This window comes from Pseudomonas sp. SAR267 (assembly GCF_052077595.1).
Taxonomy (GTDB): Bacteria; Pseudomonadota; Gammaproteobacteria; order Pseudomonadales; family Pseudomonadaceae; genus Aquipseudomonas; species Aquipseudomonas vlassakiae.
In genome coordinates, this window is record NZ_JBQIHU010000001.1 from 5,394,347 (window position 1) to 5,410,922 (window position 16,576).

Annotated in this window: 16 protein-coding genes and 3 pseudogenes; 10 read left to right on the forward strand and 9 right to left on the reverse strand. The window is 61.8% G+C overall.

All coding sequences use genetic code 11. The features are described 5' to 3' along the window. Positions 1-3 precede the first annotated feature (3 nt). The 3 genes from ACTORR_RS25435 to ACTORR_RS25445 are packed head-to-tail and all read left to right on the forward strand — an operon-like array spanning position 4 to position 2,296. The gene (locus tag ACTORR_RS25435; protein WP_313364269.1) at positions 4-645 is read left to right on the forward strand and encodes a carboxymuconolactone decarboxylase family protein; all 642 of its coding nucleotides are present in this window, start codon (positions 4-6) and stop codon (positions 643-645) included. Further along, the gene (locus tag ACTORR_RS25440; protein ID WP_313364268.1) at positions 645-1,532 is read left to right on the forward strand and encodes an amidohydrolase family protein; all 888 of its coding nucleotides are present in this window, start codon (positions 645-647) and stop codon (positions 1,530-1,532) included. Before ACTORR_RS25435 ends, ACTORR_RS25440 begins: the two co-directional genes overlap by 1 nt. Further along, complete coding sequence (locus ACTORR_RS25445; RefSeq protein ID WP_054911570.1) at positions 1,532-2,296, forward strand: enoyl-CoA hydratase-related protein; 765 nt, start codon at positions 1,532-1,534, stop codon at positions 2,294-2,296. The genes ACTORR_RS25440 and ACTORR_RS25445 overlap by 1 nt, the downstream gene beginning before the upstream one ends. 54 nt (positions 2,297-2,350) lie before the next feature. On the opposite strand, the gene ACTORR_RS25450 is transcribed toward ACTORR_RS25445, so the two are convergent. Beyond that, positions 2,351-3,202, reverse strand: coding sequence for an alpha/beta fold hydrolase (locus tag ACTORR_RS25450; protein WP_054911569.1), 852 nt, complete (start codon positions 3,200-3,202; stop codon positions 2,351-2,353). A gap of 83 nt (positions 3,203-3,285) precedes the next feature. Next, positions 3,286-4,560 (reverse strand): OprD family outer membrane porin, encoded by a 1,275-nt coding sequence (locus ACTORR_RS25455; protein ID WP_161892640.1) that lies wholly within the window; start codon positions 4,558-4,560, stop codon positions 3,286-3,288. A gap of 234 nt (positions 4,561-4,794) precedes the next feature. On the opposite strand from ACTORR_RS25455, the gene ACTORR_RS25460 reads away from it, so the two are divergent. The 5 genes and pseudogenes from ACTORR_RS25460 to ACTORR_RS25480 form a co-directional block, all read left to right on the forward strand. Continuing rightward, positions 4,795-6,135: an MFS transporter gene (locus ACTORR_RS25460; protein ID WP_441344014.1), complete on the forward strand. Its 1,341-nt coding sequence runs from the start codon at positions 4,795-4,797 to the stop codon at positions 6,133-6,135. A gap of 32 nt (positions 6,136-6,167) precedes the next feature. Then, on the forward strand, positions 6,168-7,370 hold the full coding sequence (gene pcaF, locus ACTORR_RS25465) for a 3-oxoadipyl-CoA thiolase (RefSeq protein ID WP_313364266.1): 1,203 nt from the start codon (positions 6,168-6,170) through the stop codon (positions 7,368-7,370). A 60-nt stretch (positions 7,371-7,430) separates the two neighbouring features. Further along, complete coding sequence (locus ACTORR_RS25470; RefSeq protein WP_054911565.1) at positions 7,431-8,303, forward strand: fumarate hydratase; 873 nt, start codon at positions 7,431-7,433, stop codon at positions 8,301-8,303. A gap of 10 nt (positions 8,304-8,313) precedes the next feature. Further along, entirely contained in the window at positions 8,314-8,919 is a 606-nt protein-coding gene (locus tag ACTORR_RS25475) for a fumarate hydratase C-terminal domain-containing protein (protein WP_313364265.1), read from the forward strand. Positions 8,920-9,199: 280 nt separating this feature from the next. Continuing rightward, positions 9,200-9,385 (forward strand): annotated as a pseudogene (locus ACTORR_RS25480) (aldehyde dehydrogenase family protein); the annotation flags it as partial. A gap of 581 nt (positions 9,386-9,966) precedes the next feature. Here the strand turns inward: ACTORR_RS25480 and ACTORR_RS25485 are convergent. From ACTORR_RS25485 to ACTORR_RS25505, 5 genes are all read right to left on the reverse strand, one after another. Next, positions 9,967-10,233, reverse strand: a complete 267-nt coding sequence (locus ACTORR_RS25485; protein ID WP_313364264.1) for a DUF3077 domain-containing protein — start codon at positions 10,231-10,233, stop codon at positions 9,967-9,969. Positions 10,234-10,335: 102 nt separating this feature from the next. Beyond that, entirely contained in the window at positions 10,336-10,578 is a 243-nt protein-coding gene (locus tag ACTORR_RS25490) for a hypothetical protein (RefSeq protein WP_060513428.1), read from the reverse strand. A 450-nt stretch (positions 10,579-11,028) separates the two neighbouring features. Continuing rightward, positions 11,029-11,412 (reverse strand): hypothetical protein, encoded by a 384-nt coding sequence (locus ACTORR_RS25495; RefSeq protein WP_313364263.1) that lies wholly within the window; start codon positions 11,410-11,412, stop codon positions 11,029-11,031. A 121-nt stretch (positions 11,413-11,533) separates the two neighbouring features. Beyond that, complete coding sequence (locus ACTORR_RS25500) at positions 11,534-12,697, reverse strand: AAA family ATPase (RefSeq protein ID WP_262110122.1); 1,164 nt, start codon at positions 12,695-12,697, stop codon at positions 11,534-11,536. Positions 12,698-13,001: 304 nt separating this feature from the next. Next, the gene (locus ACTORR_RS25505) at positions 13,002-13,910 is read right to left on the reverse strand and encodes a DUF2167 domain-containing protein (protein WP_313364262.1); all 909 of its coding nucleotides are present in this window, start codon (positions 13,908-13,910) and stop codon (positions 13,002-13,004) included. Between the two features lie 221 nt (positions 13,911-14,131). Between ACTORR_RS25505 and ACTORR_RS25510 the strand changes: the two genes are divergently transcribed. Then, entirely contained in the window at positions 14,132-14,626 is a 495-nt protein-coding gene (locus tag ACTORR_RS25510; RefSeq protein WP_313364261.1) for a GNAT family N-acetyltransferase, read from the forward strand. Positions 14,627-14,881: 255 nt separating this feature from the next. On the opposite strand, the gene ACTORR_RS25515 is transcribed toward ACTORR_RS25510, so the two are convergent. Together ACTORR_RS25515 and ACTORR_RS25520 are read right to left on the reverse strand one after the other, a co-directional pair. Next, a complete protein-coding gene (locus ACTORR_RS25515; RefSeq protein WP_313364260.1) occupies positions 14,882-15,703 on the reverse strand; it encodes an amino acid ABC transporter permease in 822 nt (273 codons plus the stop codon). Then, a pseudogene (locus ACTORR_RS25520) lies at positions 15,700-16,038 on the reverse strand (transporter substrate-binding domain-containing protein); the annotation flags it as partial. The gene ACTORR_RS25515 and the pseudogene ACTORR_RS25520, both read right to left, overlap by 4 nt. Here ACTORR_RS25520 and ACTORR_RS25525 point away from each other — a divergent pair. Continuing rightward, positions 16,038-16,532: pseudogene (locus ACTORR_RS25525) on the forward strand (homocysteine S-methyltransferase family protein); the annotation flags it as partial. The pseudogenes ACTORR_RS25520 and ACTORR_RS25525 sit on opposite strands and share 1 nt — an antisense overlap. Positions 16,533-16,576 lie beyond the last annotated feature (44 nt).

Below are 16,576 nucleotides of genomic sequence, written 5' to 3' on the forward strand. Positions count from 1 at the left end.
GTCATGGCCAGAATTCCGCTGTTCGATGCCCGCACCATGTCCCAGGCGCAGGCTGAAGTGTATGAAGCCGTTGTCCGTGGCCCCCGCGGGCGCCTTGTGGGCCCTTTGCGGGCCGCCATGCATAACCCGGTGCTGGCTGACCGCTGGCAGCGCCTGGGCGAAGTACTGCGTTACGACACGGTGTTGCCCAAACGCTTGAGTGAACTGGCGATCCTGGTCACTGCGCGGCGCTGGAATGGCCAGCTTGAATGGCATATTCACGCCGACGACGCAGCCAAGGCCGGGTTGCAGAGCACGATCATCGACGCCATTGCAGCAGGGGAGGCGCCGGTGTTCGACGACTCGGAGGCCTGGGACATTTATACCTTCGCCCGGCAGATGCAGCTGCATGGCGATGTTCAGGAAGACGTGTACGAGCGCATTCATGCGCGCTGGGGCACGGTGGGCGTGGTCGAATTGTCTTCGGTGATCGGCTACTACACGCTGGTTGCCATGACCCTGAACGTGCACCGTATTCCGCTGCCCGATGAGGTCAAGGCGCCCCTGCAAGTGGCAACCGATGCCCAGTGCGGCTTACCGCGTTTGACAGAGCCGGCGCCGGCGGTTTTCCAGGCTGGCGCACACCCTGCGATGGGGGAGCGTTGATGGACACCATTGAACCGCGCATGCCGGCGCACACCGCTCGAAGCGTGCCGGCGGGTGCCTGTGACGTGCACAGCCACGTCTTCGGCCCGCTCGACACCTTTGCCACCGGCCCGGCCACCTATGCGATTCCATTGGCGGCGCCCAAGGTCTATCGCCAGATGCTGGACAGCGTCGGCCTGGACCGGGGCGTGCTGGTGCAGCCGGCACCTTACGGCACCGATACCCGCGCCCTGGTCAATGCCCTGGGTGAGCTGGCCGGCCGGGCACGGGGCATCGCCGTTGCCGATGCAAGCATCAGCGACGCCAGCCTCGACACCTTGCATCAGGCGGGGGTACGCGGGTTGCGCTTTATCGAGATGCTCGACCCCAGCAGCGGCAAGCGTTACGCCGGCAGCATAGGCGTAGATACCCTGTGCCAATTGGCGCCACGCATGCGCCAACGGGGCTGGCACGCGCACATCTGGGCCAAGGCCCAGGACTGCCCGCGTGTCTTCGAAACGGTCAGGCATCTCGACATGCCGATCGTGTTCGACCACATGGGGCAATTCGATGTGGCGGCCGGCGTGGAAGGCGCGGCGTTCCAGCAGTTTCTGGCCCTGCTCGACAGCGGCCAGGTGTGGGCCAAGCTGTCGCTTTGCCGGGTGTCCCGGCAGGCACCTGCATACGCCGAGCTGCAGCCATTCCACCAGGCCCTGGTAAACAAGCGGCCTGACAGGCTGCTGTGGGGGTCTGACTGGCCTTTTGTGCGCATGGCCGAACAATCGCCGGACGTCGGCCAGTTGCTGGACGTGTTCATGAACTGGGTAGGGGACGAAGCGATCATTCGTCAGATCCTGGTGGACAACCCTGCCCACCTTTTCGGTTTCGACAGTAAGGAAAGCGCGTGATGCAAGATTTGAAGCTTGAGATCAACGAGGGCGTGGCGGTAGTCACGCTGGACCGTGCACCGGTGAACGCAATCACCTTGGCCCACTACCAGGCTATCGGCGAACTGTTCACCCGGCTGGGGAGCGACCCGGCGGTCAACTGCGTGATTTTCACCGCTGCCGGTGATCGGGCCTTCTGTGCTGGCCTGGACCTGCACGAGTTCCTTGCCGCGACCGTCGATGAAGACCCTGCGCGTGCGGCAGTCGTGCGGCAATGTTTCGCGGCGGTACGCCAGTGCGCCGTACCGGTGATCGCAGCGGTGAACGGCCCTGCGTTGGGCGCCGGAACGGTACTGGCGGCAGTCTGCGATATTCGCCTCGCCAGCGAACGGGCAAAGTTCAGCATGCCGGAAATCAACGTCGGCCGTTGTGGCGGCGGCGCGCACCTTGGGCGTTTGATCGGGCAGGGCAACCTGCGCAAGATGTTCTTCACCGGGCTGCCGATCGACGCCGCAGAGGCGCTGCGCATTGGCCTGGTCGAGGAGGTTCTGGCGCCTGAGGCCCTGATGTCGCGGGCCCAGGAGCTGGCCCGGCTGATCGCGAGCAAGAGCCCGCTGGGCTTGCGCATGGGCAAGGCGTCGCTCAACGAGATCGAGTTCATGCAGGTAGAAGACGGCTATCAGGTCGAGCAGGGCTACAGCACCCGGCTGATGGCGACCGAGGATGCCCGCGAAGCGACCCGGGCTGTAGTGGAGAAGCGCGCCCCGGTGTTCGTTGGGCGCTGATCAGGCGGGGGGCGCAAAGGGAGATCAGTGATGATCTCCCTTTTTTCGTCACGCTTACCGAGGTAAGCCATCAGCCCAATCGGCAATGGCGTCGGCGGTTTCCAAAGGCTTCTCCGCCGGCAGCGCATGGCTTGCATGTGGGATGACCTTGATCGTCACCCGGTCGCCGAACTCCTCCTTGGTTTCCATGCGCGAGCGCTCGGGCCGGAAGGGGTCGGCGCCAGCCTGCAAGTCCAGGATCGGGGCGCTGCCGCCTGCCCAGTAGCTTTCCTTGGGGGTATTGGCACGTGCCTCACGCTGGCTTTGGGTGACCTGCGGGTGCCACCCGGTCAGCCAGGGGCGCGGATCATTGCCTTCGGCGAAGAAGGCCAGGCGCAACGCGGCGAGTTTTTCATCCTCGGGGGTTTGCTCGGCGTTGATCCGGGTGATGGCATCAGACAGCTCGCTGGGCCACTGGCGTGCGCCACCGGCAAGCAGCACGATCCCGCGCACAGCCTGTGGGTGGTCGCTGGCGATGGTCTTGGCGATCCACTGGCCGTACGCATGCCCGGCAACGATTGCCGGGCCGCCTTCGGCGGCGATCACGTTGGCGAAGTCGTCGCCGAAATCGTGGAACGTCACGTTTTTCATCGGCCCTTTACTGCCTGCCACACCCCTGGGTTCGGGCAAGACCACGCGATAGCCGCGGCGCACCAGTTGCTCGGCCAATGGGGCGAATTCGGCGCTACCGCGGCCAGTGGAGGCCAGGATCATCACCAGCGGCCCCTGGCCCTGTACCGAGTAGGCGATGGTGGCGTCGGCATGCTGGATAGTACGGTGGGCGATGTTGCCCTGCGACCAGGCGGCCGGGGCGAGCGCGATTGCGCACAAGACACTCAGAGGGGCGACTAATTTTGACAGTTTCATTGAACACCTTCCGGTTGGGGAGAAGCCCCTGCACCCCACCCGCCAGAGCGTGGCCGGCGTGGGGGAGGGTGGAATGAGCTGGATCAGAACTTGAAGCTGTAGTCGACGATCAGGCGGTCCTGGTCGCTGTTGCGCTGGTAATTGCTGCGCAGCACGCCATGGCGCCAGCGCACGGCGAGGTCCTTGAACGTGCCGCTTTGCACCACGTAGCCGATGTCGGTATCCAGTTCCCGCTCGCGGCCATCCTGCTGCACCCCGACGACCTGGGCGTTGTCACTTTTCACATAGCGCACGGTCAGCATCAGCCCGGGAAGGCCGGCAGCCGCGAAGTTGTAGTCATAGCGCGCCAGCCATGAAGCCTGGTTCTGCTTGGCGAAGTTGGTCAACATCATTTCGGTGTGCAGGTAGGTGGCTGTATTTTCCAGCTGCGGGTATGCGCCTTTGCCATCGACCTTCTGGTAGCCCGCCTGCAGCGTGTGGCCGTTCCACTCGTAGCCGAACAGCCCGCTGTACACCCGGTTGTCGATAGTGCCGGCGTCGCCAGCGCCAGCTTCCTGGGAAGCGAACAGCCTGATGTCGCTGACCAGGCGCCCCGGCCCCGCCGGCAACTTGCCTTTGATGCCGACGAAGTGTTGGCGGTAGACGTCTTCCAGCTCACCGATGTTGTAACTGAGCACCACATCCTTGCCCAACGCGTAGTCCGCTGCGGCGTATTTGAAGTCGCGGTTGTCGGTGCGTGGGTATTGCCCGTTTGCGTAGGCGATACCGATGCCCTGGTAATCGGTGGAGTCCCGGTGGCGGGCGCGGTCGAGCCTGCCGGCGCGCAGGGTCAGCCCGCTGATCGAGGTGTTGGTGACCTGGGTGCCGCGGAAGTCCTGAGGGAACAGCCGGGTGGTGCTTGGCTGCAATACACCCAGGCTCGGGTTGATGGTGCCGACCAGCACTTGCGTGTCCTGGTAGAGCCTCAGCTTCGCGGTGAGGGCCAGTTTGCTGTATTCGTCCTGTGACTCGCGGGCATAGCTGGGGCCACCCGGGCGGCTTTCGGCGTTACGCGGCAGCAGGCCAGAGCCGCTTCGCTGCGGACCTGAGTCGAGCTTGAAACCGTACATCAGTGCTGCATCCAGGCCCAGGCCAATGTCGCCTTCGGTGTAGCCAGACTGGAAGCGAAAGGTCAGGCCCTGGGCACTTTCTTCGACGCGGTTCTGGCCGCTGCCATCGCGGTAATCGTTCTGGAAATAGAAGGTTCTGGAGTCCACCGAGGTCTTGCTGTCATCGAGAAAAGCGGCTTGTACGCCTGACGACACGGCGAGGGTAAGTGTGGTCAGCGTCAGCAGTTGCCGGTTCAGGTTTGTTGTCATTGTTACCTGTCCTATGTGGGGGCGTTTCTATCGGCTGGCATCGCGTCAGCCCACCACAATTACCGGCGAGGACGACCTAAAAGTCAATAGGCTATAAAAATGACCTATTGACTTTTAGGTCGTGCAGCGGTCTCATGGGACCACAGCAAGCGCCCAGGGCTTGGCTGATAGCCGTACACTGAGCGGCACGCTCATGTGACGGCAAAACCGATAACAACAACAGGGCAACCCACAATGATCACAGCGCGCGAAAGTGCAGATGCCGTCCAGGCTTACACCGACGAACAGTTCGCCCAGCGGACGTTCGCCCGTGTGAAATGGAAGATCCTGCCACTGCTCATGATCTGCTACGTCTTGGCACTGATTGACCGCAACGTCATCGGCTTCGCCAAGCTCGGCTTCATGACTGACCTTGGTTTCGGCGAAATGGTGTACGGCATCGGCGCCGGCATTTTCTTCGTCGGCTATATCCTGTTCGAGATCCCTAGCAACCTGATGCTGCAGCGCATCGGTTTTCGCAAGACGGTGCTGCGCATCATGATCATGTGGGGTATCGCCTGTGCGGCGTTCTCCATGATGCAAAGCGAAACCATGTTCTACATCCTGCGCTTTGCGCTGGGTGTGGCCGAAGCGGGCTTCTTCCCGGGGGTGTTGCTGTTCCTCACGCTGTGGGTGCCGCGTAACCGCCGAGCCAGCGTAACGGCGATGTTCATGGCTGCGATCCCTATTTCCGGCATGATCGGCGGGCCACTGGCGGGCGGCATCATGCAGCACCTGGACGGTTTGTTCGGCCTGAAGGGTTGGCAGATCCTGTTCCTGGTCGCCGGCCTGCCGGCCTGCGTGATGGGCGTTGCCACCTACCTGTTGCTGGACAACTCGCCCAAGGAAGCCAAGTGGCTGTCCGAGCAGGAGCGCCAGGTCATCCTCGACGAGTTGGCGGCAGATGACACCAGCAATGCCAACGAACACCATTCCCTCTGGGGCGCGTTCAAGGACAAACGTGTGTATGTGCTGGCGTTCACCGCACTGGCGGTTTTCAGTGGCGCAGTGGCGGCTGCATTCTGGGTGCCGACCATCATTCGCAAAACGGGCATCACCGACCTGTTCCATGTCGGCCTGCTGTCGGCACTGCCGTTCATGGTGGGTGTGATCGCGCAGTACCTGGTGGGCAAGCATTCGGACAAGGTCATGGAGCGCCGCTGGCATGTGGCGATCTGCTTGAGCATTTCGGCGCTTGGCTGGTTGACCCTGGCCATTCTGCAACCCAGCACCACTGTCTCGGTGATTCTGCTGATCGTCGCCACCGCATCGGTTCTGGGTGCGACCGGTCCGTTCTGGACATTGCCCGGCAGCCTGCTGACCGGCAAGGCAGTAGCGGGCAGCATCGCCCTGGTCACCACGCTGGCCGGTGTCGGTAACGTGTTCATGCCGGCGCTGGTGGGTGCACTGATCGATCTGACCGGCAGCATGGCCGCATCCCAGGCCGCCTATGGCGTGCTGATGCTGACCGGCGCCGCGATGATCCTGCTGGGCACCCCGGCTGAAGCCGGCAAGCCCGTCGTCAAAGCCAACTGATCCGCTTCAGGATCTGCACAGGAACGATGCACATGCGTGATGTTTTCATATGCGATGCCGTCCGTACGCCAATCGGGCGTTTTGCTGGGGCCCTGGCGGGCGTGCGGGCGGATGACCTGGCCGCTGTTCCACTCAAGGCGTTGATCGCCCGCAACCCTGGGGTCGACCTGACGGCCATCGAGGAAGTGTTCCTGGGCTGTGCCAACCAGGCGGGTGAGGACAACCGCAATGTGGCGCGCATGGCCGCGCTGCTGGCCGGGTTGCCGGCATCTGTGCCCGGGGTGACCTTGAACCGCCTGTGCGCCTCGGGGCTGGACGCAGTGGGTACGGCCTACCGGGCAATTGCCTGCGGCGAAATGGCCTTGGCCATTGCCGGTGGCGTTGAGTCGATGTCCAGGGCACCGTTTGTAATGGGCAAGGCTGAGGCGGCGTATTCCCGTGCGCTGAGCATCGAGGACACCACCATCGGCTGGCGCTTCGTCAACCCGGCGATGGCCGAGCAGTATGGCGTCGACAGCATGCCGCAGACCGCGGACAACGTTGCCGCGCAATACGGTATTTCCCGTGCAGACCAGGATGCCTTTTCCAACCGTAGCCAGGCCCGCGCGGCGCAGGCGCAGCGCAGTGGTTTCTTCGCTGAAGAAATCGTTCCTGTGGTCGTGCGTGAGCGCAAGGGCGAACGGATCGTCGACCAGGACGAGCACCTGCGCCCGGAAACCACCCTGCAGGCACTTTCGGCGTTGAAACCGGTGAACGGTGCGGGCAACACCGTAACCGCAGGCAATGCTTCGGGTGTGAACGATGGTGCAGCCGCCATGTTCCTTGCCAGCGCAGCGGCGGTCGAGCGCCATGGCCTCACCCCACGTGCCCGGGTGCTGGGCATGGCCAGCGCGGGGGTGGCGCCACGGGTCATGGGTATCGGGCCTCTGCCAGCCGTGCAGAAACTGCTGGCCCGGCTTGAACTGAACATTGGCGACTTTGATGTCATTGAGCTCAACGAGGCGTTCGCCAGCCAGAGCCTGGCCGTGGCCAGGGCATTGAACATCGCCGACGACGCCCTGCACCTGAACCCGCATGGCGGTGCCATCGCCCTCGGTCACCCCTTGGGCATGAGCGGTGCACGGTTGGTGATGACCGCCATTCACGCCCTGGAAAAGCAGGGCGGCCGGCGCGGCCTGGCAACGATGTGCGTTGGGGTCGGCCAGGGCTTGGCGCTGGCTTTCGAACGCGTTTGACGCAACACCTCAAGCCAGGCTTGCCTGGCTTCTTACAAGAAAAATGCTGAGGAGCCTGTAATGGGTACCATCTCGTCGGACTTGCTACGCCAAGTGACTGCCGAACTCTATGAGCGCTCGCTGAAGAAAATCCCTGAAGACACCAAGCGGGCACTTGCCCAGGCGAAGGCCGTGGAGCGCAACCAGACCGCAAGCCAGACCTTGGACATCATGATCGCCAGCGCTCGCGCGGCGGAAGAGGAAAACCATTTTGTCTGTTCCGACTCGGGCGTGCCGGTGTATTTCGTCAAGGTTGGCACCAAGGTCAATTTCGATGGGCCGGTGAAGCAGGCCATCACCGATGGTTTCAGCGACCTCGTCGCCACCATCCAGCCACCCATGCTGGCCCATGTGACCAACCCGCTGACCCTTGAGCGTGGCTACGCGGGCAAGGACATGCCCATCACCACCTTCGAACTGATCGATGACGCTGATTACGTCGAGATCACCTGTTCACCCAAGGCTCTGGGCTCCGGGCGCTGGGCAGCACTGGAAATCTTCACCTTTCCAAGCCTCGAAGACATCGAGCGGTATGTCATGGAAGTGGTCCTCAAGGCTGGCCCTCAGCACTGTCCTCCGGTGGTGATCGGTGTCGGGATTGGCGGCACCTTCGACTACGCCGCGAAACTGGCCAAGCAGGCCATGCTGCGCCAGATCGGAACATCCAACCCCGAGCCAGTGCTGGCGGACATGGAAGAACGCTTGCGCCAAGCCGTCAATGCCACGGGGTTCGGCCCCATGGGCACCGGGGGCGATAGCACGGCCATGGCGGTGCACGTGGATTACGCGTCCGGCCATGGTTTCACGCCGGTGGCCGTGTGCTTCAACTGCTGGATCAACCGACGTCGTTCCGCCCGGATCCACCCGGACGGCCGCGTCGATTATTTCGAGTGAGGAACGCCCTATGAAGCGGCTTCAAGCGCCATTTGATGAACACGCTATCCGTTCCCTTCGTGCCGGTGACCTGGTGGTGGTTGACGGCGACGTGGTGATCACCGCCGGCCTGCCCACGCACCAGCGGTTGATGCACTGCCTGGAAAGCGGCGAGGCCCCCCCTGTCGAGTTGCGCGGCCAAGCGCTTTTTCATCTTGGGGGATACAGCCAAGGGGAGGGCGAGCGTTTCGAGATGCTCTACATCAACCCCACGACCAGCACCCGGTTCAACCCGTATATGCCAACCTTGATCGAGGGTTTCGGCCTTCGGGTGGTCGGCGGCAAAGGTGGCCTGGATGAACATAGCGTCGAGGCAATGAGGAAGGTCGGGTGCGTATACCTGTCTTTCCTGGGTGGCGGCTGCACCTTGCTGTCCCGGGCGATTCAGCGGGTTGTCGAGGTCGGCTGGCCGGAGATGGTCACGCACTATCGGCTTTCTCGAATCAATGTGAACGGCCTGGGGCCGGCAGTGGTTGCCATTGATTCGCATGGGAACAGTCTCTACGCACAGACTGCAGAGACTGCTGGCTTCAAGGCAGGCAAAGCTTTGACAGAACTTCAAGCCCAAACCCAATAGGTGGAGCGACACGCTGAATCGTCACAGGGTCGGCGAGCAGTGGTGAAGGCTATTTTAGGGCATTGCTGAAGCGACGAGTCGGATGCAACGGATATTTCTCTTTTGTCATGGAGTCGTGGCAGGCCAAAACGGCGCGCCATTTTTCCAGGGCTTAGTGTAGTTGTGTTCCGGTCCGACAGCTAAGCAGCCCTCTTGATAGCCGGTCGAGCAATAGAGCCACGGTGACGATAACCAAGCCCGCACGTAGGCCAAGCCCCATTCCATGCGAGTCAGGCTGCACGCTGCTGTGACCATAGTCGTGCGCGAAGCCATCGGCGTGGTCGGCCTGGTGCTGCCTTGGAACTTCCCGCTGCTGATGCTGGCCTGGAAGATCGCCCCGTCGCTGGCTGCCGGTTGCTCGATCGTGGTCAAACCCGCCAAGGAAACCACCCTCAGCGCCCTACGCGTGGCCGAGCTGGCCCATGAGGGTAGGCTCTATCCACCATCATCTCGGATCGACTTCAGTGGGCATACTTCGGTGTTTGCATTGAGCCGGGCTTGTTCAGTGATGACTTCACCCGAGCATTGGAGGTGGCCGATGACCATACGATCCACCGTTTGATCGTCGACGACTACCCTCTTAAAGGCTTCAGTACCGAGCCTTCTACTACGATCAGCATCAGCACCCTCTTGATGCAGTTTTTCATCGCCCGATCGCCTTCAATGGAAGGGCACTACGATCGTATTAGGGTCGACACCGCAAAGGTGATGAAGTCGATCAGGCTGTCGGGTGAGAGACTGGCGGAAAGTGTCCTCAAATCGCTGGTTGCCGCTGCGGAGGGAACAGCTTGGGAGCTGCTGCTCAGGCATGACCTCGAGGTCTATCGCCGCGATGCACGGGCTCTGGATTATTCGTTGATTACCCCGGCTGACTTAGCCAAGGTGATTGACAGCAAAGGCCCCATCAGTGTCCGTGATCTGCGAGCTCTGACCCTTATGGAGCTGCACAAAGTTGCAGCAGAAAATCCGCCGGCAAGCGCGGCTCCCACAGGGTCGGGTGGCACGACTTTAGTCTTTCATCATGCCCAGTTCGGCATCATCGAGCAGGGCCTTGGCCAGGGCGCTGAGGTAGTGCGAGGCCCAGAGCAGCTGGGGTTTGTCTTCCATCAGGCCGTCGATGGTCAGGTCGCGGACGTAGCCCATCAGTTCAGAGGCTTGTTCGCGGGCGCTTTGGCAGGGGATGCCGGGTTCGATGCGGAAGAGGGGATGGGTCTGGTTATCACCTTGGAAGAAGGTGGTTTTGCCTACTGTGAACTTGGTTTCTTCTGTGGCCATTGGTTGATCTCCCTGAGGTTGTAGCTGCCTGGGCTGGCCCGATCGCTCGCAAGCTGGGGACCTGAAGAGAACCCGTCAGTCCAGGCAGGATCATGATGCGTATTAATGCAGCGTCTGCGGGTCGGCTGGTTTCTGGATTTGAACCAGCGCCGATTCGAGCAATTTGCGCAGGGTCTCGAGTTCGTGCATTGACGTCATGATCAACAGCGACACGGGAGACTTGGGCTGCATCAGCATTGCCTGCTGGGCGACTACTTCCGCGCAAAGCGCGTAGTCCGCGGCCATCATCAGCGTGTCTTCGAGGGAGTGGAGATTGTGGGGCGGATCGGGAACGATCTTCAGCATGGTGTGGCTCCTGTCGTAATGGAGCAACCACCAACCGCGGCTAAACGAATAGGTGGCAGCTGTACGCGGGTTAGCCGACCGGGACGTCAGGCACCCGGCGCACCCGAAGGTGCCCCGCGCACAGCCGCCATAAAGGCGCTAATGCCGATTACTCGGTATTGCATGGCTGTGGTGTCCGACGATATCGGGCGGCTAAACCCGGTCGTTGCATGACAACGACGTCCCGAGACTAGAGTCCACTATTAGCGTATGCAACGAAAAACAGGCGTCGGCAGTATCTTTGGGAAAGGTCCTACAAGGAAGGGGCTAAATCTGATTTTATTAGCCACAGGGCGTAACAAGATGTGAGGGAGTGTCAGGGCTGGCAGGTGCCTGCCTCCATTCCTTTAGCGCCTATGAGATCGAGCGCCGCGCCTGGCGGCATACCTCATCGCCACCTGATGCGCTTTTCTAGCTGCAGCTTTTCAAGCCAAATTGCATGACTGACAACTGCGCGGAAACTTGATTCACAGGTTGGACCCAAACCTTGTCGCCCACGGTTTTCATACCGTATTCAATGGCAATACCGCTGTCGTTCTTCCCGGAAATGTACAGCACTGCCGAGCCCTTCTTCCCGAATAGCCCGTCCGCCTCGATGGCGATGGAGTCGATCCTGGCCACGGCTCTGCATTGGCTGTTCATCCGCCCAAGATCGGTAACGATTTGTGAGCCCAGTTGGCGGATCAGGCTTTCCCCGGTTTTTTCGAATGCCGCATGTTCATTCCATGCAACGGCTACATATCCGCACCCAGCAAGCAGAACGACAAAAGCAACAAGCTTCTTGATGAACGACACCCGTAACCCCGAAAGATGAAATTGGCGAATGATGCCGCAGCACTGTGATTGCGGACTGGGGAATAAAACCGGGGCGCATACTACCAGTGAAACGCTGGCCCAGCCCCGCATCGTTCATGTATCAGTCTATCCAGCGCCATAGCGGTTCATCCAACAGCCCAACCCCGCGCAGCTGGGTCTGGCCTTGTACCTTCTCCAACTCCAGCACATTGCACCCCTCGCACGCCGTCAACGCCTCGATCAGTGGCCTGCTGTGCGACACCACCCACACCTGGCTACGCTGCGAAGCGCGGATGATCAGCCGCGCCAGGGCCGGGAGCAGGTCGGCATGCAGGCTGGTTTCCGGTTCGTTGAGCACCATCAGCGATGGCGGCCGTGGCGTCAGCAGCGCGGCCATCAGCAACAGATAGCGCAGCGTGCCGTCCGACAACTCGGCGCCGCCCAACGGGCGCAGCAGCCCATGCTGATGCAGTCGCACACTGAACAGGCCGCCCGGTGGCGCATCGATCTCCAGGCGGCTGCCGGGGAATGCGTCCTCCAGTGCAGCTACGAGGTCTTCAACTTCACCGATCTCGATAATGGTCTGCAGCGCCGAGGCGAGGTTACGGCCGTCGTGGTGCAGCACCGGCGAGCGGGTGCCCAGTTGAGGCTGTCGGCAGGGCGCATCGCGGTCGATGCGGAAGTGGTCGTAGAACCGCCAGCTGTTGATGAAGGCTCGTAGCTCGCCGATCTCCGGTGCTTGCCGTGGGCGGCCGACGATGTTGAAGAAGCTCTCACAACTGTCGGCATGTTGATCGAGCACCGTCCAGCTCTTGCCCTCGCGGGCACGCACCATGGCGTTTCTGCGCTCCACCAACAAGGAAGCCGGCCGGTAGGCACCGGCGCCCCAGATGGCTTCACTCTTGATCTCGGGGTCGAGCATGAAGGCGCTGGGATAGGGCAGGGGAATCGGCAGGCCGAGGGAGATGGAAAAACCGAAATCTTCAGTGGCAAAACCCAGGCGCAGGCGTTTGACGTCGCTCGGATGCTGGCCTTGGATGGGCACTTCACTGCGCTTCATGCGCGCTCTCATCTCAGGTCCGGCCCACCAGGTCGAATCCAGTCCGCCTTCGCGGGCCAGTGCTTCGATCACGCCGCCCTGGGCGGTTTCGGCGAGCAGGCGCAGGGCTTTGTAGAGATTGGATTTGCCGCTGCCGTTGGCACCGGTCACCAGGTTGAGTTGGCCTAGCGGCAACACAAGGTGGTTGATCGAGCGGTAGTTGCCGATGGCGAGGGTTGTGAGCATCCGGTGCGTCCCAGGTTGAACTAAGTGGCCGACTGTGGCTGAACTGGGGCGGCGTTACCACTGGTCAGGTCGGCTTCGGGAGTGGGGTCAAAATTGGCAGCGACCGGCCGAGATTAGGATCCACATTGACCATGTGCAACGAAAATTGGGCGTCGGCAATATCTTTGGGAAAGGTCCTGCAAGGAAGGGGCTAAATCTCATTTTATTAGCCTGATGGCGTAACAATATGTGACTGCTCAGCCCCATAAACCGACTCGAACAATCGCGGCCGTGGCCCACCCAGCAAGGGTGAGCCAGGCCAGCGTCAGGCTTGCTTGCGCTTGAACAGCTTGCGGAAGAAGCCGGCAATAGCCAACAAGCCCAAGACGATGAACTTCTTGAACGCCAGCAAGGCAACACCAATCTTGGCAAACAGCCCCGCCTTGGCGGCGATGCCTCCGGCGACCAGGGCGGCTAGGCCGTATGGCGCCAGCTTGTCGGTCTTGGCGTCGTAGTCGGCGTAGCGGTTGCCGTCGGTAAAGTTGGTGAAGGCGAGGATCTTCGGCGTTTCGTGCTTGATGGTCTGCAGGTCGGCCATCGCCGCCACGGCGTTGAGCTCCAGCACACCTTCGCGGCCCAGCACGCGGATGCTGTAGTTCAGCGTGGTCTGGTCGGCGTCTTCGGCCTTCAACTCGCGCGCCCAGTACATCTTGTGAGTCGCCTGGTCGTAGCTCGGTGGCTCGGCCCAGCCCAACAGGGTCAGGCCGGCATAGCCCTGCTTGCGGCGCTCCTTGTTGTCTTCCTCGTCTTCGGCCTTCATCTGCTCAAGCAGTTCGGCGTAGTCGATCTTGGCGGCGTCATCGTCGGAAATGTGGCCATCGTTCTTGTAGCTGATGATCACGCCCCAGCCGTTGTCCGCCAGTGGGTTGACGGCGGTCGGGATGATCATGCCGAGGGTCTTGAAGCCCGGTGGGTTGCCCCAGCCTTCGGTCAGCAGGCGCTCGGTGTCGGCCGGCGACAGGTAGTAGAACTCGTTGTTGAGTTGCAGGCTGGCGATACCGCTGGGCAGGGTGATGTTGCCGTGCTGGGGCTTGAGCGTGGCCAGCCACTGTTCGGCGGTTTGCTGCGGTTGTTCGCTGGTGGTTGGCGCAGACGCGGGGGTGCTGGCGGCAATGGCGGGCAAAGTGGTTGCGCAGAGCAACACTGCCGCCAACAGCTGGCGCAGGTGTTTCATCGTAGTCCCTTACAATTTGAATCAATTTGGCCGCGCAGGGTAGCTGAAAGAGCTGGCAAAACGCCAGAATTTCATGTTCATGCAATGCGTCTGGCTTTAGTGCGAACACTGGCGCAGTCGTTGCCATAGACCGTGTTGGGTTCTTCGCGAGTGAACTCGCTCCTGCAGGGCCACGATCTGGTCATAGCCGTCCGCCTGCCATTAACAGTAAGGATCGTTGAATGGAACAGTCTTGCATCACGTATTACCTGGAAATGACCTCGCCCTCCGAGCTGAAGGCAAAGCCTCAGCCTCATGACCTTCAAATCATCGAATGTGAAGTGCCTCAGCCGGAACTCAATCGGTTTCTCTACCAGTTGGTGGGCACGGCTTGGGAATGGGGCGATCTTGATGTGTGGACGCTGTCAGACTGGCAGGCGCTCGTTGAGCAGGAAGGCCACCGTACTTGGGTTGCCTATCACCGGGGTGCGGTAGCGGGCTATTACGAGCTTTACCGGCCGGATGGGCGGAACAGTGAAATCCGCTACTTCGGGCTGGCGCCTCAGTTCCTGGGGTGTGGCTTCGGTGGGGCGCTGTTGAGTCACGCTATTCAATCCGCGTGGGCGTGGCAGGGTACAGAGCGGGTTTGGGTGCATACCTGCACGTTGGATCATCCTGCTGCGCTGAGTAACTATCAGGCGCGGGGGTTGCGGATTTACAAGCAGGAAGAGACCTGATCCAGTGGGTTTATTGAGGAACCATTATCTGGTCCGCGCATTCACAATTCAGGGATCAATTGTGAGGGCTATGCCATGACAGACCAGAAACAGGATCAGCAACAATCCGATGTGCCTGCTCACTCGACCGAAGAGGAAAAAGCGCGGCTCAAGGACAAGAACAAGGATGGGATTCCGCCAGGCGCTGAGTGAGGGCTGCGGTAGCTGGGGCCGCTTTGCGGCCCATCGCGGCTGAAGCCGCTCCCACAGGGCAGGTCAGCGCTGGTAGGCTTTGCCGAAGTGTCGCTCAAGGCGTGCCTGCACCAGCTCCAGCAGGATCGACAACACCCAGTAGATCACCGCCGCCGTGGTCAGCATCTCCAGGTACCGATAGCTCGACCGGCCATACGACTGCGCCAGGAACATCACTTCCCAAACCCCCATCACCGAGATCAGCGACGAGTCCTTGAGCATCGAGATGAACTGGTTGGCCGTGGGCGGGATGATCACGCGCATGGCCAGGGGCAGTACGATGCTGGTGAAGATCTGCACCGGCCGCAGGCCCAGTGCCAGGGCGGCTTCGCGCTGGCCGCGGGCGACGCCGAGGATGCCGGCGCGGAAGATCTCGCTCAGGTACGCACCGTAGTTCAACGACAGCGCGATGATGCCGGCGCTGATGGCGCCGGGCACCAGGCCCAGTTGTGGCAGGCCCAGGTAGATGAGGAGGATCTGGATCAGCAGCGGGGTGCCGCGGAAGAACGAGGTGTAGAAGCTGGCGATGCCCACCAGCATCGCGCTGTTCGACAAGCGCGCCAGCGCGGCGGCAAAGCCGAATGCCACCGACACCACCATCGAGCACAGGCACAGGAACAAGGTCAGCGCTGCGCCTTGTAAAAAGCCGTTTGGCCCGAGCTTGAAACCGGCGAGGTTGGGGAATTTCTCGACAATGATCGCGAACTTCAGATCGAAGCTGAGGAAGAACGCCACGAACAGGGCGAACAGCGCCAGCCAGGTCAGGTACAACCGGGTGCGGAAGCCGAACAGGCCGGCAACCGTGGCGCGGGCCACGGGTTTGGGGGCAGGGGGGAAAGTGCTCATTTGCTGATGTCGGCGCCGATCCATTTCTGCGAGATCTGCGCCAGCGTGCCGTCAGCCTTCAGCTCGGCGAACACCTGGCGCACCTTGGCGTCCCACTCCGGGTCGCCTTTTTCGATGGCCACCGAATTCGGCTCTTCATACAGCGGGGCGCCGGCCAGCTTGAAGCGGTTGTCCTGGTCCAGGCGCGGCTTGGCGGTCACCAGGTTGGTGAGGATGGCATCCAGGCGCACGCCAGCGCCCAGGCCGAGGTCCTGGAAGGCGACGTTGTCGGTGTCGTAGGGGGCGATCTGCACGGCCTCGAACGGGTAGTCGATGTGGCGGTCTTCGGCACCTTCATGTGGACCTGTGGCTGGCGGAAACCCAGAGCACGATTGCCGAGGTGCGGGCTATCCACAGCCACTTGCCAGCGGACGGCAAGCCATTCTGGGTGTCGTTCACCTTGCAGGACGAAGAGGTCGACAGCGTGCCGCGCCTGCGCTCCGGCGAGCCGGTGGCCGATGCCATCGAGGCGGTGGCCGGCCTAGGTGTTGCGGCGGTGCTGTTCAATTGCAGCCAGCCGGAAGTCATCGGCGCGGCGCTGGAGGTGGCGCGCTCGGTGATCGACGCTCGCCAGGCGGATATCGCCATCGGCGCCTACGCCAATGCCTTGCCGCCGCAACCGAAGCAAGCCACGGCCAACGATGGGCTGGATGAACTGCGGGAAGACCTCGACCCGCCCGGCTACCTGGTGTGGGCCCGCGACTGGCGGGCGCGTGGGGCGAGCCTGATCGGCGGCTGCTGTGGCATCGGGCCCGAGCATATTGCCGAGATCAAGCGCGGCCTGGATTGAAAGGCACTGTGGCGCGGCGTTTGGCCGGGTGGAAGATACCATGG